Here is a 14,749-nt window from a genome sequence, read left to right on the forward strand (position 1 = left end):
GTGTGGCGTCGACCCCCCCCCCCCCCCACGGGGGGGGGCCCGGGGGGGGGGGGCCACCCCCCCCCCCCCCGGCCCGGGGGTTGCTTAAACCCCCCCCCCCGGCGGGCCGGTCAGGGCCTGAGGCTGGAGACCACGTCGGCGGTGGCGGCCACGCCGTTGTGGATGGTGGGCGCCATGCTGGTGCCGGCGAGGAAGAAGCCGAGCAGGGCGCAGACGAGGGCGTGGGTGAACTTGAGGCCGCCGTTGCGCAGGAAGATCACGGCCAGTACGAGCAGCAGCACCACGACAGAAATGGAAACGGCCATCGGTCTCACGTCCCTCCGTCGCCGCACCGGAATTGCGGCGTTCGGCGGACAGTGTGGCGGAATGGGCGGTCCGTCCGGGCGAACGGCGGGGCGGCCATTCGGGTGAGATCCCGTCCGTGCACGGCGGGCAGGCAGTCCTTCCGCCCGACCGCACGGTCGCACCGGCCGTCACCGACCTCGTGGGGAGGGGCGACGGCCGGGCCGACCGGGGCGCGGCCGACGGCCGCGGCGGGGACGGCCGCCCGGTCTGCGGCCTCGGCACGGCGGGGGTGCGGGCTGCGAGGGTCCCTACGCGGGTGCGGGCAGGTCCATCAGGGCGGCGATCGCGTCCTGGTGACGGCCCGCCGGGCCGAGCGCGATCTGGTCCGCCTTGGCCCGCTTCAGGGCCAGGTGCGCGGGGTGCTCCCAGGTCATCCCGATCCCGCCGTGCAACTGCACGCACTCCTCGGCGGCGCGGACCGCGACCCCGGAGCAGTACGCCTGGGCGACCGCCACGGTGAGCGGGGCGTCCGGGCTCCCGGTGGCGAGGGCGTCGGCGGCGGCGCGGGCCGCGGCCCTGGCCCCGACGACGTCCAGCCAGAGGTGGGCCATGCGGTGCTTGAGCGCCTGGAAGGAGCCCACGGGCCGGTTGAACTGGTGGCGCTCCCGGGTGTACCGGACGGTCTCCTCCAGGCACCACTCGGCGAGGCCGAGCTGTTCGGAGGCGAGCAGCCCCGCGCCCGCGAGCAGTCCGCGCCGTACGGCCGTGCGCGCCGCGTCGGCACCGGCGAGGCGGGTGCCGCTCCCGGGGCCGGGGGTGACGCGGGCGAGCGGGCGGGTGAGGTCGAGCGGGGTCTGCGGCTCGACCGTCGACGCGCGGGCGGGGACGGCGTACAGGCCGTCGGCGCGGGGGACGAGGAAGACGTCGGCGACGGCGGCGTCCGCGACGCCCGCGACCGCGGCGGTGGACGCCGCCCCGGGGCGGGTCGCGGCGGAGGGTTCCGTGTCCGGTGCCACGGTGGGGAGCGGCTCCGCGCCCGGCGCGGTCGACAGGGGTGCGGCGAGGACGGCGACGGTCCGGCCGCTCGCGAGCTCCGACAGGAGCTCGGCGGCCGGGCCGCTCTCCCCCGCGAGGCCGAGCAGCGTCTCCGTGGCCACCACCGCGCTCGTGAGGTACGGCAGCGGGGTCACCGCGCGGCCCAGCTCCTCCAGGACCACGGCGGCCTCGCGGTGGCTCGCGCCCTGGCCGCCGAGCTCCTCGGGGACGAGGAGCCCGGCGGCACCGATGTCGCCCGCGAGGGACTTCCAGAGGCCGGGGACGTACGGATCGTCCGTCTCGATCCGGTCGAGCAGCGTCCGGTGACCGGCCCGGTCGGCGAGCAGGGCGCGGACGGCGGCCCGCAGGTCGTCCTCGGTGTCGGAGTAGAGGAGATCGGTCCGCGCTGTCATCGTGCCAGGTCCTTCCAGGCGACGTCCTTGTCGTTGCGGGGCTCCGGGGGCAGGCCGAGGACCCGCTCGGCGACGATGTTGAGGAGCACCTCGCTGGTTCCGCCCTCGATCGAGTTGCCCTTGGACCGCAGATACCGGTAGCCGGCGTCGCGGCCCGTGAAGTCGACGAGCTCGGGGCGGCGCATCTCCCAGTCCCCGTACAACAGCCCTTCGTCGCCGAGCAGTTCGACTTCGAGGCCACTGATGGCCTGGTTGAGCCGGGCGAAGCCGAGCTTCATGGCACTGCCCTCGGGGCCGGGCTGCCCGGCGACGAGCTGCTGGCGGAGGCGCTCGCCGGTGAGCCGGGCGACCTCGGCGTCGACCCAGAGGCCGAGGAGGCGCCGGTGCAGGTCGTGGGTGCGCAGCTCGGGCCGCTCGCGCCAGGTGGCGGCGAGCTTCCCGATCATGCCGCCCTCGCGGGGGATGCGGGCGCCGCCGATGGAGACCCGCTCGTTCATGAGGGTGGTCTGGGCGACCCGCCAGCCGTCGCCGACCTCGCCGAGGCGGTGGGCGTCGGGGATGCGGACGCCGGTGAGGAAGACCTCGTTGAACTCGGCCTCGCCGGTGATCTGGCGCAGCGGCCGGACCTCGACACCGGGGTCGGTCATGTCGCAGACGAAGTAGGTGATGCCGCGGTGCTTGGGCGCGTCCGGGTCGGTGCGGGCGATGAGGATGGCCCAGCGGGCGACGTGGGCGCTGGAGGTCCACACCTTCTGCCCGTCGATGACCCAGTCGTCGCCGTCCCGCACGGCGCGGGTACCGAGCGCGGCCAGGTCCGAGCCGGCTCCCGGTTCGCTGAAGAGCTGGCACCAGACCTCCTCGCCGACCCAGAGGGGGCGCAGGAAGCGGGACGTGACGTCCTCGGAGCCGTAGGCGAGGAGGGTGGGGGCGGCCATGCCGAGGCCGATGCCGATGCGGCGCGGATCGTTGTCGGGGGCGCCCGCGGCGGCGAGTTCGGCGTCCACGACGGACTGGAGGGAGCGGGGCGCGTCGAGCCCGCCGAGGCCCACGGGGTAGTGCACCCAGGCCAGTCCGGCGTCGAAGCGGGCCTTCAGGAAGTCGGTGCGGCCGGTCGTGGCGGGCGGGTGCTCGGCGAGCAGCTTCCGCACGAGGGCGCGGAGTTCCTCGGCGTCGGTCATGCGTGGGCTCCTTCGGGGAGGACGACCAGGCGGCCGGTGGTGGTGCCGTCGGCGACGCGCTGGACGGCGTCGGCGGCCGCGGCGAAGGGGACGCGCTCGCCGATCAGGGGCTTGATGATCCCCTTGGCCGCGTAGGCCGTCAGGGCCTCGTGGCAACGGGCGATCGAGGCCGGGTCCTTCGCCGCGTACAGGCCCCAATGGAGGCCGAGGACCGAGTAGTTCTTCACCAGGGCGTGGTTGAGGGCGGGGGCAGGGACGGTGCCGGAAGCGAAGCCGACGATCACGATCCGGCCCTCGAAGGCCACGCACTTGGCGGACTGCTGGTAGGCCTCGCCGCCGACGGGGTCGTAGATCACGTCCGCGCCCCGGCCGCCGGTCGCGGTCTTGACGGCGGCGACGACGTCCTCGGAGCGGCGGTCGATCACCAGGTCGCAGCCGAGGGCGCGGGCGGCGGCGGCCTTCTCCGGGCCGCCGACGACGCCGATGACGGTGGCGCCGGCGGCCTTGCCGAGCTGGACGGCGGCGCTGCCGACGCCGCCGGCCGCCGCGTGCACGAGGAGGGTCTCGCCCTCCTGGAGGGCGGCGCGGCGGTGCAGGCCGAACCAGCCGGTCTGGTAGCCGATGTGCAGCGCGGCGGCCTCGGCGTCGTCGAGGGCCTCCGGGGCGGGCAGGAGCCCGGCGGCGTCGGCGAGGGTGTACTCGGCGAAGCCGCCGTGCGGGAGGGCGACGGTGGTGACGACCCGGCGCCCGTCCCCGGTCTCGGCGCAGACCTCGACGCCGGGCGTGAAGGGCAGCGGGGGCCGCACCTGGTAGTGGCCGCGGCAGAGCAGCGCGTCGGGGAAGTTGACGTTGGCGGCGCGGACCCTGAGGAGGACCTGGCCGTCGCCGGGCGCGGGCGGTTCCACCTCCTCGCGGCGCATCACCGCGCCCGGTTCGCCGTTCTCGTACACACGCCATGCCTGCATCCGGAAGCCTCCTCCGTACCGAGCGGTCGGTGGCATACTAAGCGGTCGCTTGCTCGCGGGGGAACCGGGTCACCCGGACTTCTTGGGGCGCGCCCGCACGTGCATGCGCTCGCCCTGCGGCCCGAACAGGCTCAGGAACTCCACCGGCCCGTCACCGGCCGGGCCGAACCAGTGCGGGACGCGGGTGTCGAACTCGGCCGCCTCGCCGGCGGCGAGCACGACGTCGTGCTCGCCCAGGACGAGCCGGAGCCTCCCGGAGAGCACGTACAGCCACTCGTACCCCTCGTGCACCCGGGGCTCCGGGGCCTCGTGGGCCTTCTCCTGGATCACCTTGTACGCCTGGAGCCCGCCGGGCTGCCGGGTCAGCGGGTACATCGTGCGGCCGTGGCGCACGATGGGCTTCGCCTTGACCCGGGGGTCGCCGACCGGCGGCGCGCCGACCAGCTCGTCGAGCGGCACCTGATGGGCGCGGGCGAGCGGCAGGAGCAGTTCGAGGCTGGGCTTGCGCTGCCCGGACTCCAGCCGGGAGAGGGTGCTCACGGAGATCCCGGTGGCGGCGGAGAGCTCGGCGAGGGTCACTCCGCGGTCACGGCGGACACGGCGGAGGCGGGGGCCGACCTCGGTCAGGACGGCGTCGATGCGGTCGTCTTCGGTCATGCTCCCAGTGTTGCAGAAACGGCAAGGTTTCTTGCGAAAGGGCCAAAACCGGAATGACCCTCTCCTCATGAACGCATCCACAGAAACCCCTCTCGGGCGGTACGACGCGGTGGTGGTCGGCGGCGGCGCCGCCGGGCTCAGCGCGGCCCTGATCCTGGGCCGCTCGCGGCTGCGCGCCCTGGTCGTCGACGCCGGCGAGCCCCGCAACGCCCCGGCCGCCCACATGCACGGCGTCCTCTCCCGGGACGGAACGAGCCCCGCCGGCTACCTGGCGGCCGGCCGGCGCGAGGTCGCCGCGTACGGCGTGGAGGTCCGGGACGGCCGGGTGACGGGCGCGGCACGCGAGGGCGACGGCTTCGTCGTGACCCTGGCGGACGGCACGAGCGCGTCCGCGCGGCGCCTCGTCGTGACGACCGGACTCGTCGACGAGCTGCCGGAGATCGACGGCGTGGCCGAACGCTGGGGCCGGGACGTGGTCCACTGCCCGTACTGCCACGGCTGGGAGGTCCGGGACCTGCCGTTCGGCGTGATCGCCCACCCGGCGATGCCGGCGCACCAGGCGCTGATGGTCTCGCGCTGGTCCCGGGACGTGACGCTCTTCCTCCACACGGCCGACGGGCTCACCGCCCGGGACGCCTCCCTGCTCGACGCGGCCGGGGTCCGGATCGTGACCGGTGAGGTCGCCGGGCTCGTCGTGGAGGACGACCGGCTGACCGGCGTCCGGCTGGCCGACGGGCGGATCGAGCCGCGCGCGGTGGTCTTCGTCGGGGCGCGGCGCCTCGCGGCCCGGGACGGGGTGCTGAGGGAGCTGGGAGCGGAGCTGCGCGAGACCCCGTTCGGGGAGTTCGTCGCGGTCGACGGGACGGGCAGGACGAGCGTCCCCGGCGTCTGGGCCGCCGGAAACGTGACGGGCCCGCAGGAACAGGTGGTCAACGCGGTGAGCCGGGGCTACCGGGCGGGCGTGGCGATCAGCAACGAGCTCCTGTTCACGGACCTGGAGGAGGCGGTGGCCCGTCGGCCGGCCGGATGAAACGCGGCGCCTGGGGCTGCGCCGTCCGGGCGCGCGGGTGAGGATCGGCCAGGGTGACCACATTCGGCCCCGCACGACGCAAGGACGGAACACCACCCATGCTCGGTACGCACTTCACCAAGGGCTCCCCCAACTGGATCGACCTCGGCAGCCCCGACACCAGCGCCTCGGCCGCCTTCTACGGCGCGGTCTTCGGCTGGAGCTTCCGGTCGGCGGGCCCGGATGCCGGCGGCTACGGCTTCTTCCAGCAGGACGGGGCCACGGTCGGCGCCGTGGGCCCCCTCACCGAGGAGGGTGCGAGCCCCGCCTGGACGGTGTACTTCCGGACTCCCGACGCGGACGCCACCGCGAAGGCGGCGGAGACGGCGGGCGGCGTCGTGCGCGTCGGGGCCATGGACGTCATGGAGGCGGGCCGCATGGCCTGCCTCACGGACCCGGCCGGAGCCGAGTTCGCCGTCTGGCAGCCGGGGCAGGTGCAGGGCCTGGACCGGACCTCCTCCCCCGACACCCTCGTCTGGGCCGAACTGCACGCCCCCGACCCGGAGGCCTCCTTCGGCTTCTACCGGACCCTGTTCGGCTGGCGGTGGGCGTCGATGGACGCGCCCGGCATGACGTACCACGTGCTCTCCACCGCGGACGGAGACCAGCAGGACGCCTCCTTCGGCGGCGTCGCCGAACTCCAGGGCGAGGGCGAACGGTCCCGCTGGGTACCGTACTTCGCGGTCGAGGACGTCGACGCGACGGTCCTCGCGACCCAGGGCAACGGCGGCTCGGTCGCGATGCCCGCCGCCGACATCCCCGACGTCGGCCGCATCGCCTGGCTCACCGACCCCGCCGGCGCGGTCTTCGCGGTCCTCAAGCCCGCACCGATGGGGTGACCCGCCTCCACGGACGTCCGCCCTCTTCCGTCCCGGCGGTAGGCGGGACGACGGGCACCCTCGGCGGTCGGCAGGCCCTGCTGATCGCCGAGGACCTGCCCGGCGCCGAGCGGCAGGGTCCCGCGCCACGGCCTCGGGGAATTGCCCACAGCCCCGAGTCGTTCGTCTCCCCTCACGCTTCCCCTCCGGGATCTCAGCACTGGGAGAGGAAGACGGCCTCCGCGCACCTCACGCAGGTGAACACATAGGCACAACCGCTGCCGAAGAGCGGGTGTCCCGTGGTCTCCCGATCGTCTTCGAGCTGGACGGCGAAGTCCATGGCCCGCCCGCAGGACGGGCAGTACGGTGATTCGTCCGACTGCAGCCAGTCGGGCTGCCTGCCCAGTTGGCCCAGCACGGGTGCGCCGAGGGTGACGTCGCTGTCCTTGTAGTCGCGCGTGTCCACGCAGAACGCGGTCAACGCGATGGGCGCTTTCAGAGTCGTGTCGTCGTCCGGTGCCGAGAGCGGAGCCAGACCTACGGACGGAAAGACACGAGCCCGGTTGGCGCCAGCCCAAGGGCTCCAGACATCGCAAGTGCCGGAAGAGTTGTGACACATGAAGACGGCGACGACGTGGCGCCCCAGCTCCAGATGGGCCAGGAAGAGCATCTGGCGCTCACAAGCGGAGCACAACGGCCACACGAAGGTCGGCGGAGCCCAGGGCAGACCTCCCCGGCGGGAGATCCGGGCCGTGGGCACCGTCCCCCCACCGGAGAGCAACAAGGTCGTCACCCGCGCAGGATAGGCCGCGGGAGGCCATAACCCGGGTCGCCGCACAGGCGATCCCGCGTCAGCGGGTGAAGAGTTCGAACGCCACGGCCGGGCGGGCGGCGAAGCGGGACGAGGCGCGGTGGGTGGCCTCGGTGAGGAAGGTGCGGACGTACGTCTCCGGGTCCTCGTCCGTCAGGGCCTCGATGTAGGCGCGGTGGCAGAGCAGGGAGCGGATCGCGCGGTCCAGGCCCGGCGCCGCGTCCACCGCGTGGGTGGGGGTGCTGGAGGCGGCGACCGCGACCCAGCGGACGCCGTTCCAGGGGGCGAGCCCCCGCTCGGTCAGCTCCGGGAAGATCCAGCGGTTGCCCGCGTCGGCGGCCGCGTCCAGGGTGGCGCGGCCGACGGCCAGGTGGTCGGGGGTGTTCCAGGGGGCGCCGGGGCCGCCGCCCCAGGTGTCGCGGTGGTTGAGGGTGATCACCAGTTCCGGACGGTGGCGGCGGATCGCCGCCGCGATGTCCCGGCGCAGCCCGAGGCCGTACTCGATCACGCCGTCGCGGTGGTCGAGGAACTCGACGGTCTCCACGCCCACGACGGCGGCGCTGTCGCGCTGCTCGCGCTCGCGGAGGGGCCCGCATACGTCGGGGGCGAGGGTGTCGATGCCGGCCTCGCCGCGGGTCGCGAGGACGTACGTGACCTCCTTCCCCGCGTCCGTCCACGCGGCGACGGCCGCCGCGCAGCCGTACTCCAGGTCGTCGGGGTGGGCGACGACGGCGAGCGCGCGCGTCCAGTCGCCGGGCATCTCAAGGAGGTCCTGGGCCTCTGTGTCGATCATGGACGCAGGATACGGCTCGTGTCCGAGGCCGTCGGGCGGAACGCTCCGGCGAGGATCACCGAGCGGGAGATGTGGCGCGGGCGGTCGGGGTTGAGCCCCCGCCGGTCCGCGAGGGCGACCGCGAGCCGCTGGACGCGGACCAGGGCCGCGACGGGGTCGATCGCGTCGGCGGCGAACAGGGCCCCCGTGGACTCCACTTCGTCACGCAGGCCCGAGGGCTCCGGACCGATGCAGCAGACCAGGCTCGCGCGGTCGCTGATGGTGATCGGCCCGTGCCGGTACTCCATCGCCGCGTACGACTCCGTCCACGCGCGGGCCACCTCGCGCAGTTTGAGCGCCGCCTCGTCGGCGAGCCCCACGGTCCATCCGGTGCCGAGGAAGGTGAACTGGCCGCGCCGCTCCCAGGCAGCGGGCAGCCGCTCGTACAGGACGAGTTCCGCGTCGGCGATGGCGGGTCCGAGGTCCACCCCGAGCCCGGCGCGCAGGAGTTGGAGGGCGGTGGTGGCGAACCGGGTCTGGACGACGGACCGTTCGTCGGCGAAGCCGAGGTCGACGACCCGGTCCGCGAGCCGCCCCGCGGGGCTGTCCGGGACCCCGGTGACGACCAGCGTCGGGATCCGGCCGTCGGCGCGGGCGAGCAGGTCCACGACCTCCGTGGTGGTGCCGGAGCGGGTCAGCGCGACGATCCGGTCGTAGCTCCGGCCGAGCGGGGTGGTGTCGGAGGCGGGGAACGCGTCGGTCTCCCCCGCGCCGAGGGACTCCCGCAGGGCCGCGTAGGCACGGGCGATGAAGTACGAGGTGCCGCAGCCGACGACCGCGACGCGCTCGCCGCGGGCCGGCAGGAGGCCCGTGTCGCGGGCGGCGATCTCGGCGGCGCGTCGCCAGCAGTCGGGCTGGCCGGCGATCTCCGCGCTGACGTGGGTGCTCATGGTGCGGGTCCTCTCCTCGCTGGGGCCCTCGCGGGTCCGGACCGAGTTGTATCCGTGCGCGACCAGAGCACACCATGAGCAATCCGTACTCACGTCTTGGACTTTTGTGGTCCCCCGTCCGTCCGCGCTCCGCAGGACGCCCGGACCACCAGGCGCGGCCTCAGCTGCACCTGGTGCAGCGGCGCCGCGTCCCCCTCGGCGAGCCGCCGCAGAAGGATCTGCGCGGCGAGGCGGCCGAGCTGGTACTTGGGGGGCGAGACCGCCGTCAGCGGGGTCTCGGCGACATCGGCGAACTCGTTGTCGTAACTGATCAGGGCGAGGTCCCCGGGCACCCGCAGCCCGGCGCGGCGGGCCGCTCCGAGCATCAGGGCGGCCTCCCGGTCGCCGAAGCAGAGGGCCGCGGTCACCGCGCCGGCCCGCAGCGCGGCGAGGGCCCGGTCGGCACGGTCCGGATCCCAGCGGGCCATCACGTCCCGCTCGTACGCGGCGGCGGGCAGGCCCAGGTCGGCGAGGGCGCGCGCGAAGCCCGACTCGATGGGCGCGGTCGTGGGCGCGTCCGTGCGGGCGACGAGGCCGAACCGCTCGTGGCCGAGGGCCCGCAGATGGCGCACCGCGTCGTAGGCGCCGCCCTCGTGGTCGGTGCAGACGTGCTCGGTGGGGTCGCCGGGTCCGTGGGCGGCGAGCCGGCGTTCGACGAGGACGGCGGGTACGGGCAGGGCGAGGAGCTCCTCGGCGCGCCGTCCCGGATCGGTCGCGGTGTGCAGGCTGGGGACGAGGAGGAGCCCGTGGACCCCGGCGGACAGGAGGCGTTCGACGGCGGCGTCCTCCTCGGCGGGGTCGTAGTGCGAGCAGGCGAGGACGAGCCGGGCGCCGGCCGTCGCGAGCTCCTTCTCGATGCCCTGGAGGACGCGCGGGTAGTAGAACGTGGTGTCGGGGACCAGGACGCCGACGACCCTGCGGTCCGTCCGGTCCCGCTCGGCCCGGTGGGCGGCGAACGTCCCGGCGCCCTGGCGGCGTTCGACGAGGCCGAGGGCGACGAGGTCCTCGTAGGCGCGGCGGACGGTCGTGACGGACAGGCCCGTCTCGGTGGCGAGGGCCCGCTCGGTGGGGAGCTTGCTGCCCGGGGGCCAGGTGCCGTCGAGGATGCCGCGCCGCAGCTCCGCCATGAGGGCCCGGAACTTCAGCTCCCGGCCGGACGCCGGTGTCTCGCGTGCCGCCATCCGGGCCTCCTCGTGCGGGACGGGGCGCGCGCCCGTCCCCTGCCGATCGATCGCGCGCCGCATCCTATGCCCGTCTACGGCGCCGGTCAGACCTCGTTCCGGGCGAGGGCCAGCAGCCGGTCGAGGACGCGCGGCCCGCCGGCCCGCACCCCGTCGTGCTCGAACTCGTCGGTCACCCAGGTCCGCAGGCCGCGCACGGCGCGCGCGGTCTCCAGGGAGTGGGCGGTGTCGACGTACATGTCGTCGTGGTAGACGGCGGCGGCCGCCGGGACCTGGTTGGCGGCCAGGCGCTCGGGGTCGTACAGCGGGGCCCAGTCGGTGCGGGCGGCGAGCAGTTCGGCGGTCTCGCGGAGCGGGCGCAGCGCGGGGTCGGTGGTGAAGTGCCAGGGGTGGACGGTCTCGCCGGTGAGGAGCGGGGTCGCGCCCTCGGCGAGCGCCGCGCGGGCGTCGAACTCGGGGTGCTCGGCGCGGATCCGTTCGGCGGCCCAGTCGGTGGCCCCCCGGCCCTGGGCGTAGATGGCCTCGTGCAGGACGGCGTACAGCGGGTGGGCCGCGTACGACAGGTGGGCCTGGACCTGCTCCAGGAAGGCGTCGGAGAGCACGGGCCCGCCCGGGGCCGGCACGAAGGCGCCCTCCAGGAGCAGGTGCAGCTGGTGGGTGCCGTCGCCGGAGCCGAGGAGGATGCCGAGGGACTGGAAGGCCTCGACGGTGAGGAGTCCGCCGCCGGGCAGCGTGACCTCGTGGCCGAGGAGGTGGGCGGCGATCGCGCGGACCCGTTCGGCGTCCTGCGGGTAGCGGGTGAAGTGGGCCTCGTTCTTCCGCCGGACGCGGGGGTAGGCGGCGCGGTAGACCTCGTCGGCGGTGGCGTCCAGGGAAGGCAGTCCGCCCGTGACGAGGACCCGCTCCAGGCCCTCGGGGGCGGTGGAGAGGTAGTGGACGGCGCAGAACCCGCCGAAGCTCTGGCCCAGGACGGTCCAGGGGGCGCCGCCGGTGAGCCGGCGCCGGATCAGCTCGCAGTCCCGCACGATGGAGTCGGCGCGGAAGTGCGCCAGGTAGTCGGCCTGCTCGGCCGGGCCGCCGCGCAGCGGGAGGGTCTGGCGGTTGGCGGGGGTGGAGCGTCCGGTGCCGCGCTGGTCGAGGAGGAGGACGCGGAACTCCCGCACGGCCCGGCCGAGCCAGGCCTGCGGGCCGATGAAGCGGCGGGCGCCGAAGCCGGGCCCGCCCTCCAGGTAGACCAGCCAGGGCAGCGTCTCGCGGTCCGGTCCGGCGTGGCCGCTCGCGACGACCTCACGGCCGAAGACCTCGATGCGCTCGCCGTCGGGGCGGGCGTGGTCGAGGGGGACGGGGAAACGGTGGTCGGTGAGGACGAGGCCCGGCTGGCGGTAGGTGGTCAACGGCTCCTGCTCCTGTTCGGTACGCCCCCGCGAGGACAGTGGATCACACGGAGTGAGGGGGTCAGCGCGGGAGGAGGGCCTTGTCCGTGAGGTAGGCGCGTGCCACGTCCTCCGGGAGCCGGCGCCAGCTGTCCACCTGTTCGTTGAGGTGGGCGAGGTCGGCGGTGGTGAGGACCGGGCCCAGCCGGGCGAGCGCGCGGGTGACGGCCTCGCCCCCGGCGCGGGCCCGGTTGACGACGGGGACGAGGAAGTCGGCGTTCTGCAGGTGCTTGTCGTCGGCGAGGAGGACGAGCCCGAACGCGTCGAGCGTGGCGTCGGTGGTCGTGGTCAGGACGAGCTGGTCCTGGCCGCTCTGCACGGCCTGTTTGGCCTGGGTGGTGCCGACGCCCTTGGGGTCGACGGCGGTGACGTCGATGCCGTAGACCTCCTTCAGGCCGGGTGCGCAGTACGGCCGCCGGACGCACTCGTCGCCGGCGGCGAGGCGGACGGGCAGCCGGGCCGCGCCGAGGTCGCTGAGCGTCTTCAGGCGGTGCTCGGCGGCGAAGGCGGCGGTGACGGCGAAGGCGTTCTGGTCGACGGCGCGGCCGGGGTCGAGGACCGTGAGCCCGCGCGGCTCCGCCAGTGCCCGGAGGGCCGTCATGGTGGCGGTCAGGTCGGGCGAGCCGACGGTGGGCGCGTCCGCGCCGTTGGCCTTGGCGTTCAGCCAGTCGGCGAAGGTCGCCGCGTACTCCGGGACGACGTCGATCTGTCCGTTCTCCAGGGCGGGTCCGTACAGCTCGCGGTTGGTGACGGAGAGGATCTTCGTGCGGTAGCCGGCCTCCTGGAGCAGCAGCGCGTACATCTGGGCCAGGAGGTCGCTCTCGGTGAACCCGGCCGAGCCGACGACCAGCCGGTGGCTGTCGCCGGGCCGGCCCGTCACGGCCTCCCGGTTCTCCAGGGCGGGGCCGGTGGCGCACCCGGAGAGACCGGCGCCGCAGGCGGCCAGCGCGAGGCAGCACAGGGCGGCGCGCGCCCGGGCCACGGGCCGCCGCGGGCGCGCCGCTCCCCCGGGAGCCCCGTGCCTCCTCACGCGCCGCTCCCCCGCGCCCCGCCCGGGCGGGCGCGTTGCACGCCCTCGAAGAGGGCCTCGACGAGGAGGGCCAGCACGGCGACGAGGAAGGCTCCGGCGACGACCTGCGGGGTGGACGCGAGGTTGAATCCGGCGGTGATGATCCGGCCGAGCCCGCCTCCGCCGGCCAGCGCGGCCACGGTCGCGGTGGCGATCAGCTGGACGGCGGCGATCCGTACGCCGGTGAGGATCATCGGCAGGGCCAGCGGCAGTTCGGCCCGGGCCAGGGTCTGGCGGCCCGTCATGCCCATGCCCCGGGCGGCCCGTACGACGTCGGGGTCCACGCCGCGCATCCCGACGTACGCGTTGGTGAGGAGCGGGGGCACGGCGAAGAGCACCAGGGCGATGATCGTCGGCCACGGCCCGTACGGGCCGAGGGGGCTGAGCAGGAGCAGGACGAGGACGGCGAACGTGGGGACGGCCCGGCCCGCGTTGGCGAGGTTGACGGCGAGCGCGCCGCCCCTGCCGAGGTGTCCGAGGACGAGCGCGACGGGCAGGGCGACGAGGCAGCTGAGGACGAGGCAGACGCCGGTGAGGAAGAGGTGTTCGCCCAGCCGGTTCCAGACGCCGTTCTCGCCGGACCAGTTCGCGCCGGTGGTGAGCCAGGACCAGGCGCCGGCGACGGTGTTCACGCGGCCCGTCCGCGGTTCCACGGGGTGAGGAGCCGCTGCGCGCCGAGGAGGAGCAGGTCGGCGGTGACGGCGATGACGACGCACAGCACGGAGGCGGTCAGGACCTGCGCCTTGAAGTAGGTGTTCATCCCGGAGTAGATGAGGTTCCCGAGGCCGCCGTGGCCGACGATCGCGCCGATGGTGACGAGGGAGACCGCCGAGACGGTGGCGATGCGGAGCCCGGCCATGGCGGCGGGCAGGGCGAGGGGCAGTTCGACGGCGAGGAGCAGCCGGATCGGCCCGTACCCGAGGCCGCGGGCGGCCTGCCGGGTCTCCTCGGGGACGGCCCGGAGTCCGGCGAGGAGGTTCCGGACGAGGAGGGTGAGGGAGTAGAGGACGAGCCCGGCGACGACGAGACCGGCGGAGAGCCCGTACAGGGGCAGGAGCAGCGAGAACATCGCGAGCGCCGGGATCGTGTAGAGGAGGGTGGTGAGCCCGAGGACGGGCCCGGCCGCCCAGCGCCAGCGGCGGGCGGCGATCGCGAGGGGCAGGGCGAGCAGCAGGGCCAGGCCGATGGCGGCGCCGGTCAGCTGGAGGTGCTGGACGACGGCGTCGGTGAGGACCTCGCGCCGGGTGGAGAGGTAGTCGCCGCAGATCCACTCGTTGCGGGCGAGGCAGTCGTCGGGCGGCGCGGTCGCCCTCTCAGCGGTCACGCTCCCATTCGAGACCGCGGGTGGGCCCCGCGCACCCCGGCCGGGCCGTTCGGGGCGCGGGCGTGGCCGCGTGGCCCCGGTCGGCCCCGGCCGGCGGCCGTCGGTACCCGTCAGCGGCCGTCCGCCCAGGTCGGTACCCGTCAGCCCCCGTCGGCGACGCTCAGCACCCGTCAGCCGCTCGACATGACCGCGATGACGTTGCCCGCCGGGTCGGTGAACCAGGCGATGGCGGGCCCCTCACCGCCGCCGGAGCCGCGCACGACGCCCTTGTCGTCGGTCTCGAAGCCGGGGTAGCGGGCGAAGGTCACCCCGCGTCCCGCCAGATCGTCCACGGCCCGGTCGATGTCGTCGACCTCGAAGTTGAGGATCGTGAAGGAGGCGGGAGCGTGGTTCTCCTTGGGGTAGACGAGGATCCGCGCGCCGCCGGGCAGGACGAGGTTCAGCATCCGCATCCCCTCCGGCCCCGAGTCCTCCACCGTGAGGCCGAGGACGTCGCCGTAGAAGCCGCGCGCGGCTTCGAGGTCGTCCACCGAGAAGCCGCTGTACACCGTGGTCTCGCCGAACATGTCGTGCTCCCTTCCGGGGCCCGGCGCCCGGGCACCCCTTCCAGGATGCTCCGCCCGCGCCGCGGGGGCCCCCCCGGGGGGGGGCGGCGGCCCCCCCCGGGGGGGGGGGGGGGCGCGGGGGGGGGGGCGCGGCCGGGGGGGGGAAAAAAAAGGCGAGACCGCCCCACAAGAGAAGTTTTAGTAA

The 14,749-nt window shown here is 74.9% G+C and carries 16 protein-coding genes; 2 read left to right on the forward strand and 14 right to left on the reverse strand.

Annotated elements, in window-relative coordinates:
- Positions 1–110 precede the first annotated feature (110 nt).
- From ACFV2S_RS16190 to ACFV2S_RS16210, 5 genes are all read right to left on the reverse strand, one after another.
- Complete coding sequence (locus tag ACFV2S_RS16190) at positions 111–305, reverse strand: hypothetical protein (protein WP_383793622.1); 195 nt, start codon at positions 303–305, stop codon at positions 111–113.
- 288 nt (positions 306–593) lie between these two features.
- Positions 594–1,733 (reverse strand): acyl-CoA dehydrogenase family protein, encoded by a 1,140-nt coding sequence (locus tag ACFV2S_RS16195; RefSeq protein ID WP_385558689.1) that lies wholly within the window; start codon positions 1,731–1,733, stop codon positions 594–596.
- The gene (locus ACFV2S_RS16200; protein WP_385558692.1) at positions 1,730–2,911 is read right to left on the reverse strand and encodes an acyl-CoA dehydrogenase family protein; all 1,182 of its coding nucleotides are present in this window, start codon (positions 2,909–2,911) and stop codon (positions 1,730–1,732) included. The genes ACFV2S_RS16195 and ACFV2S_RS16200 overlap by 4 nt, the downstream gene beginning before the upstream one ends.
- Positions 2,908–3,876, reverse strand: a complete 969-nt coding sequence (locus ACFV2S_RS16205) for an NADPH:quinone oxidoreductase family protein (protein WP_385558695.1) — start codon at positions 3,874–3,876, stop codon at positions 2,908–2,910. The genes ACFV2S_RS16200 and ACFV2S_RS16205 overlap by 4 nt, the downstream gene beginning before the upstream one ends.
- 69 nt (positions 3,877–3,945) lie before the next feature.
- Positions 3,946–4,533, reverse strand: a complete 588-nt coding sequence (locus ACFV2S_RS16210) for a helix-turn-helix domain-containing protein (protein ID WP_383787040.1) — start codon at positions 4,531–4,533, stop codon at positions 3,946–3,948.
- A gap of 67 nt (positions 4,534–4,600) precedes the next feature.
- On the opposite strand from ACFV2S_RS16210, the gene ACFV2S_RS16215 reads away from it, so the two are divergent.
- A complete protein-coding gene (locus tag ACFV2S_RS16215) occupies positions 4,601–5,563 on the forward strand; it encodes an NAD(P)/FAD-dependent oxidoreductase (RefSeq protein WP_385558699.1) in 963 nt (320 codons plus the stop codon).
- A 98-nt stretch (positions 5,564–5,661) separates the two neighbouring features.
- Entirely contained in the window at positions 5,662–6,441 is a 780-nt protein-coding gene (locus ACFV2S_RS16220) for a VOC family protein (RefSeq protein ID WP_385558701.1), read from the forward strand.
- Between the two features lie 193 nt (positions 6,442–6,634).
- Here the strand turns inward: ACFV2S_RS16220 and ACFV2S_RS16225 are convergent, their stop codons facing one another.
- The 9 genes from ACFV2S_RS16225 to ACFV2S_RS16265 all read right to left on the reverse strand — a co-directional run bounded on the left by ACFV2S_RS16225 (position 6,635) and on the right by ACFV2S_RS16265 (position 14,565).
- Positions 6,635–6,886 (reverse strand): hypothetical protein, encoded by a 252-nt coding sequence (locus ACFV2S_RS16225; RefSeq protein WP_385558704.1) that lies wholly within the window; start codon positions 6,884–6,886, stop codon positions 6,635–6,637.
- 385 nt (positions 6,887–7,271) lie between these two features.
- Positions 7,272–8,024: a PIG-L deacetylase family protein gene (locus ACFV2S_RS16230; RefSeq protein ID WP_385558707.1), complete on the reverse strand. Its 753-nt coding sequence runs from the start codon at positions 8,022–8,024 to the stop codon at positions 7,272–7,274.
- Positions 8,021–8,953, reverse strand: coding sequence for an SIS domain-containing protein (locus tag ACFV2S_RS16235; RefSeq protein WP_385558710.1), 933 nt, complete (start codon positions 8,951–8,953; stop codon positions 8,021–8,023). The genes ACFV2S_RS16230 and ACFV2S_RS16235 overlap by 4 nt, the downstream gene beginning before the upstream one ends.
- Before the next feature lie 89 nt (positions 8,954–9,042).
- On the reverse strand, positions 9,043–10,173 hold the full coding sequence (locus ACFV2S_RS16240; protein WP_385558712.1) for a GntR family transcriptional regulator: 1,131 nt from the start codon (positions 10,171–10,173) through the stop codon (positions 9,043–9,045).
- Between the two features lie 86 nt (positions 10,174–10,259).
- Entirely contained in the window at positions 10,260–11,567 is a 1,308-nt protein-coding gene (locus tag ACFV2S_RS16245; protein ID WP_385558715.1) for an alpha/beta fold hydrolase, read from the reverse strand.
- A 61-nt stretch (positions 11,568–11,628) separates the two neighbouring features.
- Positions 11,629–12,588 (reverse strand): ABC transporter substrate-binding protein, encoded by a 960-nt coding sequence (locus ACFV2S_RS16250; RefSeq protein ID WP_385558954.1) that lies wholly within the window; start codon positions 12,586–12,588, stop codon positions 11,629–11,631.
- A gap of 44 nt (positions 12,589–12,632) precedes the next feature.
- Positions 12,633–13,307, reverse strand: a complete 675-nt coding sequence (locus ACFV2S_RS16255; protein ID WP_385558718.1) for an ABC transporter permease — start codon at positions 13,305–13,307, stop codon at positions 12,633–12,635.
- Positions 13,304–13,999 (reverse strand): ABC transporter permease, encoded by a 696-nt coding sequence (locus ACFV2S_RS16260; RefSeq protein WP_385558721.1) that lies wholly within the window; start codon positions 13,997–13,999, stop codon positions 13,304–13,306. The genes ACFV2S_RS16255 and ACFV2S_RS16260 overlap by 4 nt, the downstream gene beginning before the upstream one ends.
- A 170-nt stretch (positions 14,000–14,169) precedes the next feature.
- A complete protein-coding gene (locus ACFV2S_RS16265; RefSeq protein ID WP_385558724.1) occupies positions 14,170–14,565 on the reverse strand; it encodes a VOC family protein in 396 nt (131 codons plus the stop codon).
- Positions 14,566–14,749: the final 184 nt, after the last annotated feature.

Origin of the sequence: Streptomyces sp. NPDC059695 (genome assembly GCF_042733785.1) — a bacterium.
Classification (GTDB): domain Bacteria; phylum Actinomycetota; class Actinomycetes; order Streptomycetales; family Streptomycetaceae; genus Streptomyces.

Excerpts from the sequence above, each read along its gene's own strand:
- ACFV2S_RS16190 (WP_383793622.1), bottom strand. The coding sequence starts at position 305 with ATGGCCGTTTCCATTTCTGTCGTGGTGCTGCTGCTCGTACTGGCCGTG.
- ACFV2S_RS16195 (WP_385558689.1), bottom strand. The coding sequence starts at position 1,733 with ATGACAGCGCGGACCGATCTCCTCTACTCCGACACCGAGGACGACCTG.
- ACFV2S_RS16200 (WP_385558692.1), bottom strand. The coding sequence starts at position 2,911 with ATGACCGACGCCGAGGAACTCCGCGCCCTCGTGCGGAAGCTGCTCGCC.
- ACFV2S_RS16205 (WP_385558695.1), bottom strand. The coding sequence starts at position 3,876 with ATGCAGGCATGGCGTGTGTACGAGAACGGCGAACCGGGCGCGGTGATG.
- ACFV2S_RS16210 (WP_383787040.1), bottom strand. The coding sequence starts at position 4,533 with ATGACCGAAGACGACCGCATCGACGCCGTCCTGACCGAGGTCGGCCCC.
- ACFV2S_RS16215 (WP_385558699.1), top strand. The coding sequence starts at position 4,601 with ATGAACGCATCCACAGAAACCCCTCTCGGGCGGTACGACGCGGTGGTG.
- ACFV2S_RS16220 (WP_385558701.1), top strand. The coding sequence starts at position 5,662 with ATGCTCGGTACGCACTTCACCAAGGGCTCCCCCAACTGGATCGACCTC.
- ACFV2S_RS16230 (WP_385558707.1), bottom strand. The coding sequence starts at position 8,024 with ATGATCGACACAGAGGCCCAGGACCTCCTTGAGATGCCCGGCGACTGG.
- ACFV2S_RS16235 (WP_385558710.1), bottom strand. The coding sequence starts at position 8,953 with ATGAGCACCCACGTCAGCGCGGAGATCGCCGGCCAGCCCGACTGCTGG.
- ACFV2S_RS16240 (WP_385558712.1), bottom strand. The coding sequence starts at position 10,173 with ATGGCGGCACGCGAGACACCGGCGTCCGGCCGGGAGCTGAAGTTCCGG.
- ACFV2S_RS16265 (WP_385558724.1), bottom strand. The coding sequence starts at position 14,565 with ATGTTCGGCGAGACCACGGTGTACAGCGGCTTCTCGGTGGACGACCTC.